Origin of the sequence: Stenotrophomonas sp. CASM114 (genome assembly GCF_049384325.1) — a bacterium.
GTDB lineage: Bacteria > Pseudomonadota > Gammaproteobacteria > Xanthomonadales > Xanthomonadaceae > Stenotrophomonas > Stenotrophomonas muris.
This window is the reverse complement of the sequence record NZ_JBMRGJ010000025.1, coordinates 25538-37650: the sequence shown is the minus strand read 5'-3', so window position 1 is coordinate 37650 and position 12113 is coordinate 25538. Positions and strand designations below refer to the sequence as shown.

The 12113-nt window shown below is 67.8% G+C and carries 12 protein-coding genes; 6 read left to right on the top strand and 6 right to left on the bottom strand.

Going from position 1 to position 12113, the window contains the following annotated elements; translation table 11 throughout:
- The first annotated feature begins 23 nt into the window (after positions 1-23).
- From ubiG to VG566_RS18090, 3 genes are read left to right on the top strand one after another with little or no spacing between them, the layout of a single operon-like run.
- On the top strand, positions 24-740 hold the full coding sequence (gene ubiG / locus VG566_RS18100; protein WP_014647800.1) for a bifunctional 2-polyprenyl-6-hydroxyphenol methylase/3-demethylubiquinol 3-O-methyltransferase UbiG: 717 nt from the start codon (positions 24-26) through the stop codon (positions 738-740).
- Positions 737-1432 (top strand): phosphoglycolate phosphatase, encoded by a 696-nt coding sequence (locus tag VG566_RS18095; RefSeq protein WP_423172663.1) that lies wholly within the window; start codon positions 737-739, stop codon positions 1430-1432. Before ubiG ends, VG566_RS18095 begins: the two co-directional genes overlap by 4 nt.
- Before the next feature lie 11 nt (positions 1433-1443).
- The gene (locus VG566_RS18090) at positions 1444-2148 is read left to right on the top strand and encodes a squalene/phytoene synthase family protein (RefSeq protein ID WP_241884347.1); all 705 of its coding nucleotides are present in this window, start codon (positions 1444-1446) and stop codon (positions 2146-2148) included.
- Positions 2149-2237: 89 nt separating this feature from the next.
- Here VG566_RS18090 and VG566_RS18085 read toward each other — a convergent pair whose 3' ends face one another.
- The 3 genes from VG566_RS18085 to yidD are packed head-to-tail and all read right to left on the bottom strand — an operon-like array spanning position 2238 to position 4685.
- A complete protein-coding gene (locus tag VG566_RS18085; RefSeq protein ID WP_032956132.1) occupies positions 2238-3083 on the bottom strand; it encodes a M23 family metallopeptidase in 846 nt (281 codons plus the stop codon).
- On the bottom strand, positions 3083-4429 hold the full coding sequence (locus VG566_RS18080; protein WP_032956131.1) for a dihydroorotase: 1347 nt from the start codon (positions 4427-4429) through the stop codon (positions 3083-3085). Before VG566_RS18080 ends, VG566_RS18085 begins: the two co-directional genes overlap by 1 nt.
- Position 4430: 1 nt before the next feature.
- Positions 4431-4685, bottom strand: coding sequence for a membrane protein insertion efficiency factor YidD (gene yidD / locus VG566_RS18075; protein WP_014037867.1), 255 nt, complete (start codon positions 4683-4685; stop codon positions 4431-4433).
- A gap of 271 nt (positions 4686-4956) precedes the next feature.
- Here yidD and dksA point away from each other — a divergent pair, with 271 nt between their 5' ends.
- Complete coding sequence (gene dksA / locus VG566_RS18070) at positions 4957-6183, top strand: RNA polymerase-binding protein DksA (RefSeq protein WP_075076325.1); 1227 nt, start codon at positions 4957-4959, stop codon at positions 6181-6183.
- A gap of 609 nt (positions 6184-6792) precedes the next feature.
- Here dksA and VG566_RS18065 read toward each other — a convergent pair.
- From VG566_RS18065 to cysS, 3 genes are read right to left on the bottom strand one after another with little or no spacing between them, the layout of a single operon-like run.
- On the bottom strand, positions 6793-8040 hold the full coding sequence (locus VG566_RS18065; RefSeq protein ID WP_241884348.1) for an MFS transporter: 1248 nt from the start codon (positions 8038-8040) through the stop codon (positions 6793-6795).
- A complete protein-coding gene (locus tag VG566_RS18060) occupies positions 8037-8489 on the bottom strand; it encodes a SufE family protein (protein ID WP_032956126.1) in 453 nt (150 codons plus the stop codon). Before VG566_RS18060 ends, VG566_RS18065 begins: the two co-directional genes overlap by 4 nt.
- A gap of 54 nt (positions 8490-8543) precedes the next feature.
- A complete protein-coding gene (gene cysS, locus VG566_RS18055) occupies positions 8544-9920 on the bottom strand; it encodes a cysteine--tRNA ligase (protein ID WP_014647791.1) in 1377 nt (458 codons plus the stop codon).
- Positions 9921-10108: 188 nt separating this feature from the next.
- On the opposite strand from cysS, the gene VG566_RS18050 reads away from it, so the two are divergent.
- Together VG566_RS18050 and VG566_RS18045 are read left to right on the top strand one after the other, a co-directional pair.
- A complete protein-coding gene (locus tag VG566_RS18050; RefSeq protein WP_014647790.1) occupies positions 10109-10672 on the top strand; it encodes a hypothetical protein in 564 nt (187 codons plus the stop codon).
- 331 nt (positions 10673-11003) lie between these two features.
- Positions 11004-12014, top strand: a complete 1011-nt coding sequence (locus VG566_RS18045; RefSeq protein WP_014647788.1) for an N-acetylornithine carbamoyltransferase — start codon at positions 11004-11006, stop codon at positions 12012-12014.
- The last annotated feature ends 99 nt before the right edge of the window (positions 12015-12113 follow it).

Sequence of the window (12113 nt, the reverse complement as noted above, 5' to 3'; positions counted from 1 at the left end):
CTGGCGCCGCAAGGACATCCCACATGACTGCCCCCCACGCTTCCTCAAATTTCGATCAGGCCGAGCTGGACAAGTTCGCTGCGCTGGCCAACCGCTGGTGGGACGCTGACGGCCCGCAGAAGCCGCTGCATGCGCTGAATCCGGTGCGCCTGCAGTACGTGGCTGACCGCGTGCCGCTGCGCGGCGCCCGCGTGCTCGACATCGGCTGCGGTGGCGGCCTGTTGAGCGAAGCGCTGGCCCAGGCCGGTGCTGACGTCACCGCCATCGACCTGGCCCCGGAGCTGGTCAAGGTCGCGCGCCTGCATGCGCTGGAAAGCGGCGCCCAGGTCGATTACCGGGTGCAGGCGGCCGAGGATCTGGCCGCCGAGCAGCCGGGCAGCTTCGACGTGGTCACCTGCATGGAAATGCTGGAGCACGTGCCGGACCCGGGCGCGATCATCGAGGCCTGCAAGCGCCTGCTGAAGCCGGGCGGCCACCTGTTCCTGTCGACCATCAACCGCACCGCCGCCGCGTTCGCGGTGGCGATCGTCGGCGCCGAGTACGTGGCGCGCCTGCTGCCCAAGGGCACGCACCACTACCAGGAATTCATCAAGCCGGCCGAGCTGGCGCGCTGGCTGCGCGAGGCCGACCTGCAGCTGGTGGATGTCAGCGGCATGGCCTACGAGCCGTGGCGCAACCATGCCCGCCTGAGCAGCCGCACCGACATCAACTACCTGGCCTACGCGGTCAAGCCGGCATGACCGCCGCCCGCTTCCCGCGTGCGGTGCTGTTCGACCTGGACGGCACCCTGCTGGACAGCGCGCCGGACTTCGTCGCCACCTGCAACGCGATGCTGGCCGAGCGTGGTCGTGCGCCGATCGATCCGGCGGTGCTGCGCCCGGTGGTCTCCAAGGGCTCGCGCGCGATGGTCGGGGCCGCTTTCCCGGACCTGGATACCGCTGCGCGAGATGCACTGATTCCGGAATTCCTGCAGCGCTACGAAGCGCTGATCGGCCAGCACGCGGTGCTGTTCGATGGCGTGGCCGGCATGCTTGCCGCGCTGGATGACGCCGGCACCGTGTGGGGCATCGTCACCAACAAGCCCGAGTACCTGGCGCGGCTGATCCTGCCGCAGCACGGCTGGCAGCAGCGCTGTGCAGTGCTGGTCGGCGGTGACAGCCTGGCCGAGCGCAAACCTCACCCGCTGCCGCTGCTGCACGCTGCGCAGGCCATTGGCGTTGCTGCCGAAGACTGCGTGTACGTGGGTGACGACGAGCGCGACATCATCGCCGCGCGGGCCGCGGCCATGCCGTCGGTGGCAGCCCTGTGGGGCTACCGCCTGCACAGCGACGATCCGCTGGCCTGGCAGGCCGACGTGCTGGTCGAGAACGCTGAACTTCTGCAACTGGCCAGTCTCTGGCCGACCCGGCCGGCAGCCCCGGCCCAGCCGTAAGGAATGGTGTAGTGAGCAGTACCGCGCTGGACAGTTTCCTCGACAAGTGGCGCAGCCGTTGGCCGGAATGGTCGGTGGCCGCCCCGTTCGTGGCCGAATCGCAACGCGAGCTTGCAGTGGCGTGGTTCGCGCTGCTGCAGGAGTTCGACGACATGCTCAACACCAGCGGCGATCCGCTGCCGGCCGACGCCAAGCTGGCGTGGTGGGGCGAGGAGCTGCGCAGCTGGGCGGGACATCGCTCGCGCCATCCGCTGGGCAGGCTGCTGGAGCCGGTGCGTGCACCGTGGGCCCAGTTGGCCGAAGCACTTCCGGATCTGGTTGCAGCGCGCACGGTCGCGCTGGATGCGGCCGGCGCCGAGCGCGCGCTGGCGAACTACGCCGAGGCCGTAGCCGCGGTGGAGGCGGCCTTGTTCGCTGACAAGCCGCGCACCGGCGCCGGTCGTGCGGTGCAGCTGCAGACCTTGGCGCAGCGCCTGCAGGACGCTGGCGTGGCGGGTGTGCCGCGCAGCCTGCTGGACGAGGACGCCAGCAATGCCGCACAGCGCTGGGCGCAGCATCTGTTGAAGGGGTGGGGCACCCGCGTGCCCGGCCCGCGCCCGCGCCGTGTGTGGTCCAGCCTGGCGCGTGCGCGGGTGGCGGCACAGGCCGCAGGCAAGCCGATCGAGGCCACCCCGGTGCGCACCCTGCTGCGCGTGTGGTGGGCCGCGCGCGGTTGATCCAACGTACCTGGTAGTGCCGGCCGCTGGCCGGCATCCAGCAGGGCGCGGAAGAGGATGAGGTTGCCGGCCAGCGGCCGGCACTACCGTTACTTGCGCTCCAGCACCAGCAGCGGGTCGATACGGGTCTCGAACCAGTTCATGCCCCAGTGCAGGTGCGGGCCGGTGGCACGGCCGGTGGCGCCGACCGCAGCGATCACCTGGCCCTGTTCAACCCGGTCGCCGACCTTTACGTCGATGCGCGAGAGGTGCAGGAAGTTGGAGCTGACCCCGAAGCCGTGGTCGAGCAGCAGCGTACCGCCGGTCAGGTACAGGTCCGGCCCGGCGAAGGTGACGATGCCGGCGGCCGGTGCCTTCACCGGGGTGCCGGTCGGTACCGCGATGTCCATGCCCGAATGACCGGCACCGGGCTGCCCGTTGTACACGCGGGCATTGCCGAAGCGACCGCTGATGCGGCCCTGCACCGGCCAGATGAAGGTCTGGGTGAAGTCGGTGCGGTCGTCATCGCGGGCACGCGCGGCGGTCACCTGCGCCTGTTCGCGCTTGATCCGCTCGGCAATCGCCGGCGGCGGATTGACCGTCTTCGGCGGCACGCCGTTGACCCGCTCGGTGGGCCAGTCGCGCGGCGTCACCGCAATGGTCGCGGTCTCGCTGCCACCATCGGGGCGCTGCACCTGCACGCGCAGCGGGCCCTTCTCGTCACGGCCGATGCCGAACACCACGCTGCCGTAGCCGCTCACCCGCAGCTGGCGACCGGCGTACTGCACGCGGCTGCCGGCGGGAACCTTGCCGATCACCAGTGCGCCCTGCGACGCACTGGCCGGGAACACCACGCGGCTGTCGATCAGGCTGCCAATGCCATCCTGCGCCTGCGCCGCGGGTACGGAAAACAGGGGCGCGGCCAGCAGCGCCCCGATCAGAAGTGCCGAGCGCATCAGCGGTTGTAGGTCATGCGCTGGCCGGCGGGTTCGCCCACCAGGTTGCTGCCGTCCCACACCAGCTGGCCGTTGACCCAGGTGGAGGCGACGCGCGAACGGAAGGTGGTGCCCTCAAACGGCGACCAGCCGCACTTGGACAGCACGTCCTCGCGCTTGACCGTGAACGGCACGTCTTCGACCAGGACCAGATCGGCGAAGTAGCCTTCGCGCAGGAAGCCACGTTCTTCCACGTCGAACAGCTGCGCCGGGGCGTGGGCGAACTTCTGCACCACCTGCTCGCGGGTCAGCTTGCCTTCGTGCACGCGCTCCAGCGCGGCCACCAGCGCGTACTGCACCAGTGGCAGGCCGGAGGGGGCCTGCGCGTAGGGCTTCTGCTTCTCTTCCCAGGTGTGCGGCGCGTGGTCGGTAGCCAGCACGTCCAGCACGTCGTCGGCCAGCGCAGCGGTGATCGCCTCGCGGTCGGACACTTCCTTGATGGCCGGGTTGCACTTGATCAGGTTGCCCTTGGTCGCATAGTCCGGGCGCGCGAAGTGCAGGAAGTGCACGCAGGTTTCAGCGGTGATCTGCTTGCGGCTGCCATCGGCGCGGATCAGCGGGCCCTTCTCGAACAGCGCCAGTTCATCGGCGGTGGAGATGTGCAGCACGTGCAGGCGGGTGCCGTGTTTGCGCGCCAGCGACATCGCCAGGCGGGTCGACTTGATGCAGGCTTCGCGCGAGCGGATGTCCGGGTGCATGTCCGGGGTCAGCGCATCGCCGTACTTTTCCTGGAAGGCCTTCAGGTTGGCATCGATCATCGGCGTGTCTTCGCAGTGCGTGATGATCGGGGTCGGGCATTCGCGGAAGATCGCGTCCAGCGTTTCGGGGTTGTCGACCAGCATGTTGCCGGTCGAAGCACCCATGAACACCTTCACGCCCGGCGCCTTCTTCGGGTCCAGCGCACGGATGGCGTCCAGGTTGTCATTGCTGGCGCCGTGGTAGAAGCCGTAGTTGGCCCAAGCGCGGCCGCGCGCGAGCTCGTACTTGGCTTCCAGGATGGTCGAATCCAGCGTCGGCGGGTTGGTGTTGGGCATGTCCATGAAGCTGGTCAGGCCACCGGCCACGGCCGCCGCCGATTCGCTGGCGATGTCGCCCTTGTGGGTCAGGCCCGGTTCGCGGAAGTGCACCTGGTCATCGATCATGCCCGGGAGCAGCCAGCGCCCGGCCGCGTCCACCACCTGCTCGCCGTCGCGCGGCGCCAGCCCGTTGCCGATCTGCGCGATGCGGCCGTTCTCGATGCGCAGGTCGCCGTCGAAGGTGCGGCCTTCGTTGACCATGCGGGCATTGGTGATGAGGGTGGAGGACATGTCAATGTTTTCCTGTGCAACGGCAAGAGGGGGCGTTGGGGGACTCGGGCACGGGGTCGAAGCCGCCGGGATGGAACGGGTGGCAGCGGCCCAGCCTGCGCGCAGCCAGCCAGCTGCCGCGCAGCGGGCCGTGCCGCGAGATCGCGTCCATCGCGTATTCAGAACAGCTCGGCACGAAACGGCAGCGGGGCCCCAGCAAGGGGCTGATGAAGCGCTTGTAGAAGCGCAGCAGGGCAATGAGCAGGCGCGAGATCACCCAGTCATCTTATGCCAGTTGGCATGAAGGCCGCATTTGTGCAGGATGGGCCGTTGGTCGCATGTCGCCGATGGCCTGCGACCGGTACCAGCACCGTCGGGTGCTGGCCAGGTTCCGTACCGCGCAAGGCGGTCCGTGTTCGTCGGACTGCCCATTGGGCGCCTTGGCTCCAGGACTGAATGGAGCAGGGTGCCGAGGTTGCTGCTGCGGGTCGGGTAGGCTATAAAGGCCCGCTTTCCCGGGCCCCGGGGAATCCAAGGAAGAGCGTTTCGTGGCTGCTAAAAAAACTGCAAAGAAGGCCGCAACGGCCGCCAAGAAAACCGCCAAGCCTGTTGTGAAGAAGTTGGCGGCAAAGCCCGTTGCCAAGAAGCCGGCGAGCAAGCCGGCGACCAAGGCAGCGTCCTCGCAACCGGCGGCCAGGAAGGCCACCGCAAAGAAAACGCCGGTCAAGGCAACCAAGCCGGTGGCGAAGAAAGCCGCTGCGCCCGCCAAGGCCAAGCCAGCCGCTGCCAGCAAGAAGGCGCCGGTGAAAAAGGCCGTCAGCAAGGCTGCGCCGGTGAAGAAGACCGTCGCCAAGCCGGTGGTCAAGAAGGCAGCAGCCAAGCCGGCGCCGAAGGCGGTGGTGAAGAAGGCTGCAGCCAAGCCGGTCGCCAAGCCGGCGGCAAAGAAGGTCGCTGCGGCCAAGCCGGTCGCCACGCCTGCCGCTGCAAAGAAGGTTGCCAAGAATGTTGCCGCACCGGCCGTAAAGCCGGCCCCGGCCCCAGTAGTGAAGTCCGCACCGAAGCCTGCTGCCAAGCCGGCTCCGGCCAAGCCTGTCCCGGCCAAGACCGTGGCAGTGGCAGCAGCCCAACCGGCCTCCAAGCCGGCCCCGGCCGCCGCTCCTGCCGCTTCGAAGGCCCCGCAATCCAAGAATCCCGTGCCCGTTTCGAAATCGCCTGCCAAAACCGCCGTGAAATCCGATTCCGCCCCGAAGACCGTGTCGCGCCCTGTCGGCAAGGTTGCCGTGGCCGTCGCCGCCCGCTCGGCAGCACCGGCCCCGCGCAGCAAGTACAAGGTGGTCGAATACAAGACCGACGAGGCCACCGGCCGCCCGATCCTGCCGGCTGGCTACAAGCCGTCCTCGGAAGAGGAATACATGAGCCCGCTGCAGCAGGAGTATTTCCGCCAGCGCCTGCAGAACTGGCGCGCGGACCTGGTGGAAGAGTCCAAGCAGACCATCGAGAACCTGCGCGAGGAAGTGCGTGACATCGGCGACGAAGCCGAGCGCGCGACCCGCGAAACCGAGAACTCGCTGGAACTGCGTACCCGCGACCGCTACCGCAAGCTGATCGGCAAGATCGACAGCACCCTGAAGCGCCTGGAAGCGGGCGACTACGGTTACTGCGTCGACACCGGCGAAGAAATCGGCCTGGAGCGCCTGGAGGCGCGCCTGACCGCCGAGCGCACCATCGATGCCCAGGAGCGTTGGGAGCATCTGCAGAAGCAGCAGGGCGACTGATTCCTGATCGTTGTCTGGTCATGCAGAAAACCCGGCTTCGGCCGGGTTTTTTGTTGGGTTCGAGTTGGCTGTGTAGAGCAGCGTCTTCCGGGTATCGGGCGGAGCCTGCGGGTGGGTCCGGGCAGGACACGATGCAAGTACATCCCTGTAAGCTCGGCCGCGGCATCCATGCCGCGGACGGTCCTGCCCGGACCCACCCGCAGGCTCTCGACGGTTTCCTGCGTGCGCGGCCGATGTAGAGCCGAGCCCACGCTCGGCTCAGGCCGACAGGAGCGGTCTTGCGTGCGCTCGCGGCTGTTGAGTCCGCCTTGTAGCGAGCCGAGCACCGCAGGGGAATCAGGCGCGAAGAGGCGGCTCTATCCTGTAGAGCCGACTGCTGGTCGGCTGGCTCTCCGCGCCGTCCCCTGATTCACCGAGGAGCACAGGGCATCGGCGCGCAGCGCCGGCTCGCGGATGGCGGAGCGTTTCTTTGGTTACTTTTCTTTTCGCGCGAAAAGAAACGTGACACCCCACCGCGGTCGCGGAAAGAGCCCGCCGGGCATGGCCCGGCGCTATTGGCGCGTGGGCGCACGGAAATACGCAGCCGAGCATGGGCTCGGCTCTACAGGCTCACTGCAGGTCGCGAAGATTCAACTTCCGCAGCGTCGGGTTCTTCCACGCGGTGATCCCGGCCACGCTCAGCACCGCGAACCCGCCCAGCACCACGGCCGGTACCAGGCCGAGCAGCTTCGCCATCGTGCCGGCATAGAACGCGCCCAGCTCGTTGGACGAACTGATGAAGATGCCGTTGATCGACGATACGCGACCGCGCATTTCTTCCGGCGTGGCCAGCTGCAGGATGGTCGAGCGGATCACCACCGAGACGCCATCGAAGGCGCCGTAGAACAGCAGGATCAGCGCCGACAGCCAGAAGTGCTGCGACAGCCCGAAGCTGATCACGCACAGGCCGAAGCCGGCCACCGCGAACAGCAGCACGCGGCCGGCATTGCGGTGCAGCGGGTGGCGGGCCAGCCACAGGCCCACGCACACCGAGCCCAGCGCCGGCATCGCGCGCAGGATGCCCAGGCCTTCCGGGCCGTGGTGCAGGATTTCGTGCAGGAACGCCGGCAGCATCGCCACCACGCCGCCCAGCAGCACCGAGAACATGTCCAGCGCCATCGCGCCGACCATGATCCGGTTGCCGACCACGAAGCGCGCGCCTTCGGCGATGCTCTTGAAGATCGGCGCGGCAGGGCCGGTGTGCACCGGCTCCTCCACTTTCAGCGTGGCCAGACAGGCCATCGCCACCAGCGCGAAGGCGGTGGCCACCGCGTAGGACCGACCCTTGCCACCGAAGCCGACCAGCACGCCGCCCAGTGCCGGGCCGGCGATCATGCCGGCCTGGAATACCACCGCGCCCAGGCCGGCGCCACGCGCGAACTGGTCACGGGCCAGTACGCGGGCGAACAGGGCGTTGTAGATCGGCGACAGGAAGGCGCGGACCATGCCGGTCAGCGCAATGGCTGCGTAGATCGGCCACACGCCGTCGATCGGCAGCCAGCCCATGGCCACGCTGGTCAATACCAGTGCGGTGGCGATCAGTCCGCAACAGGCGACCATGCCCAGGCGGCGGCGCGGCAGGTGATCCACCAGGTAACCGGCGAACGGCGCCACGCAGAAGAACGGCAGCACCTCGGCCAGGCCGATCAGGCCCAGCGAGAACGGATTGCGGGTAACTTCGTAGATGTGCCAGCCGACGGTGACCGCGACCACCTGGTAGGACAGCATCGCGAAGATGCGGTACGCCAGCAGCCTGGCGAAACCGGGCCGGGACAGCAGGCCCAGCGCGCTGTCTTCGGCTGTGGCAGGCTCGCTCACGACGGGTCGCGCTGCAGCTGGGCCTGCGCGGTCTCGCGGATGAAGGCCAGCATCGCCGCCACGCCGTTGCTGCGGGTCGGCGAGAGGTGGCGGGCCAGGCCGATGTCCTGGATGTAGCTCGGCTCGGTGGCCAGGATCTCCTGCGCCGAGCGCCCGGAGTACACACGCAGGGCCAGGAAGATCAGGCCGGAGACAATCGCCGAATCACTGATGGCATGGAAGCGCAGCGACTGCGCGTTGCCTTCGGGCACGATCCAGACCATCGACTGGCAGCCGAGCAGGCGATGCTCTTCGGTCTTCCATTCTTCCGGGAAGGCCGGCAGCTTGCGGCCGAGGTCGATCAGGTACTGGTAACGCTCGGACCAGTCGCCGAAGAAGCCGAATTCCTCGGCGATGGCGGCCTGTGCCTCGGCGGCGGTGGGTTCAAGCGGGAACGGGGAGTCGATCACAACAGTCTCTACGGTGGGGGCGTGGCCGGCGTACCGGCCACGGGGCAGGGCGGGTCAGCCGCGCTTGCGCGACCAGCGCACACCCTGCGGGGTGTCTTCCAGCACGATGCCTTCGGCGGCCAGCTGGTCGCGGATGGCGTCGGAACGGGCGAAGTCGCGCGCCTTCTTGGCAGCGGCACGCTCATCGATCAGGCCCTGGATGCGGGCATCGTCGCCGCCGTCGCTGGCCGCAGTGCCGAACCACTGCGCTGGATCGGCCTGCAGCAGGCCCAGTGCCAGTCCGGCGCCGAGCAGTTCACCCTTCAGGCGCGCCTGCTCGGCCGGATCGGTGGCACGACGCGCATCGGCGGCGATGCGGGCCACTTCGGCCAGTGCCTGCGGGGTGTTCAGATCGTCATCCAGGGTCGCTTCGACCGTGGCCGGGATCGCAACGACCGCCTCGACTGAAGCCAGTTCGCGCAAGGTGCCGTACAGGCGGTCCAGGGTGCGCACCGACTGTTCGATCAGGCCATCGGACCAGTCCAGCGGTTGCCGGTAGTGGGCCGACAGCAGGGCCAGGCGCAGTGCTTCCGGCGGGTGCTGGCGCACCAGGTCGTGCACGCGCTCGATGTTGCCCAGCGACTTGCTCATCTTGGCGCCGCCGAAGTTGAGCATGCCGTTGTGCAGCCAGAAGCGGGCGAAGATCTTGCCGCCGTGGGCGCACTCGCTCTGCGCAAGCTCGTTCTCGTGGTGCGGGAACTGCAGGTCGACGCCGCCGGCATGGATGTCGATGGTCTCGCCCAGGTGGGCGGCGGCCATTGCCGAGCACTCGATGTGCCAGCCCGGGCGGCCACGGCCCCAGGGCGACGCCCAGCCGGGCAGGTCGTCGCTGGACGGCTTCCACAGCACGAAATCACCCGGATCACGCTTGTACGGGGCCACGTCGACACGGGCGCCGGCCAGCATTTCGTCCGGATCGCGGCGCGAGAGCTTGCCGTAGCCATCGAAGCTGGCCACCGCGAACAGCACGTGGCCTTCGGCAGCGTAGGCATGCCCGTTGGCGATCAGCTGCTCGATCATGGTGATGATCTGCGGAATGTGCGCGGTCACCTCCGGCTCGATGTCCGGCGGCACCACGCCCAGCGCGGCCATGTCCTCACGGTAGGCGGCGGCGAACCTGTCGGTGATGGTGCTGATCGGTACGCCCTGCTCGCGCGCGGCGGTGTTGATCTTGTCGTCCACGTCGGTGATGTTGCGCGCGTAGCGCAGGCCACCGAAACGGCGTCGCAGCAGGTCGGCCAGCACCCCGAACACCACCGGGCCACGGGCGTTGCCGATGTGCACGTAGTTGTAGACCGTCGGGCCGCACACATACAGGGTCGGACAGGCCGGATCGAGCGGGGTGAACGGTTCGAGCTGGCGAGTCAGGTTGTTGTGCAGGCGCAGGGTCATGGGGCTGTGGCTGGGGGACAAGCCTGTGATTTTAGAACGTGTCGGCCCCCTTTGGGGGCACCCGTTGCCACCGGTGGACGCCGGGGCCACCCGGGGTGGGGTGGGCAGGAGCGGCGTGGACGGGTAATGTTCAGCCCCTTGCGCTCGCCACTGCCTACACTATTGCCGTGTCCTTGCTCCCGTCGCCAATGAAATCCACCGCGTTGCTGACCCTGGCCTGCCTGTCGGCGCTGCCCGCCGTGGTGCTGGCGCAGGAGGCCGAGCCCCGCAACCGGGTGGTGATCGTTGAGAACGTGAAGTTCGACTACGCCCAGGTGCTGAACGTGGAGCCGGTGTTCCAGACCCTGCGCGCGACCCGCACCGAGGAGCACTGCGAGCCAGTGTCGACCCGGACCCTGGCCCCGGTGAACGTGACCGGCGAGGAGCCGGTCGAGGACAAGGGCCGGATCAGCCGCTTCTGGGACTCGGTGCGCTCGATGTTCAAGCGCAGCGACGAAGAGGCCGTTGAGGAGCCCGGAGCCGAGACGCCGGCCCCGGCACCGGCGAACACTGGCCCGATGCTGACCCGCGACTGCCGCATCGTGCCGGTGGGGCGTGAATTCCGCCGGCCCATCGCCTACGACGTGGATTACGTCTACAAGGGCACCAAGTACCGTTCGCGGCTGCCGGAAGACCCCGGCAACCGGCTCAAGATCCGGGTGTCGATCACGCCCTGGGTCGGCCCGGAGCAGGGCACGGCCAGCAATCCCTGATTCTGGGACCCCGGCCCTTGCGCCGGCCTCGGCCGCATGCAAAGATGGTTGACCATGAAGCTCACCGACTTCCAGCACGACAGCAGCGCAGCCCGACAGGCGTCGGGCATGACCTCGCGTGCGCGTCGACCGGAACCCCACATCCTCGCTGGGTAACCGGAGCTTTTTGCTGTTCGTCCGAAAAAACCCAGCCCGCCGGCTGGGTTTTTTCGTTTCCGCGCTTCGAAAATGCATCTTCTGAAAGCTGCAACTGCAATCTTCCCGCTCCACCTTTGATTCCTGTTTTCCCTTCCACCGCGTCGAAACCGGCGCCGCCACGCAAGGAAAGATGATGTCCCCCAAGCACTTCCTGAACACCCAGGACTGGAGCCGCAGCGATCTCGACGCGCTGTTGACCCAGGCGGCGCTGTTCAAGCGCAACAAGCTCGGCGACCAGCTCAAGGGCAAGTCGATCGCGCTGGTGTTCTTCAACCCGTCCATGCGCACCCGCACCAGCTTCGAACTGGGCGCGTTCCAGCTCGGTGCCCACGCGGTGGTGCTGCAGCCGGGCAAGGATGCGTGGCCGATCGAGTTCAACCTCGGCACGGTGATGGACGGCGATACCGAAGAGCACATCGCTGAAGTGGCCAAGGTGCTGGGTCGCTACTGCGACATCATCGCCGTGCGTGCGTTCCCCAAGTTCATCGACTGGGCCTACGACCGCCAGGACATCGTCCTCAACAGCTTCGCCAGGTACTCGCCGGTGCCGGTCATCAACATGGAGACCATCACCCATCCGTGCCAGGAGCTGGCCCACATCATGGCCCTGCAGGAGCACTTCGGCACCCAGGACCTGCGTGGCAAGAAGTACGTGCTGACCTGGACCTACCACCCCAAGCCGCTGAACACCGCCGTTGCCAATTCGGCGCTGACCATCGCCACCCGCATGGGCATGGACGTGACCCTGCTGTGCCCGACCGCCGACTACATCCTCGACGAGCGTTACATGGGCTGGGCCGAGCAGAACGTGGCCGAGAGCGGCGGCTCGCTGAAGATCAGCCATGACATCGACAGCGCCTACGCCGGCGCCGACGTGGTCTACGCCAAGAGCTGGGGCGCGCTGCCGTTCTTCGGCAACTGGGAACCGGAGAAGCCGATCCGCGACCAGTTCAAGCACTTCATCGTGGACGAGCGGAAGATGGCGCTGACCAACAATGGTGTGTTCAGCCACTGCCTGCCGCTGCGCCGCAACGTGAAGGCCACCGACGCGGTGATGGATTCGCCGCAGTGCATCGCCATCAACGAAGCCGAGAACCGCCTGCACGTGCAGAAGGCGATCATGGCGGCGGTTGCCGGGCGCTAGATCGAACAAGGGGTAGAGCCGACCGTTGGTCGGCTGCTCCCGCAGCGGCGCATCCAATATTCCAGCCGACCAACGGTCGGCTCTACCGAATTCCCATCC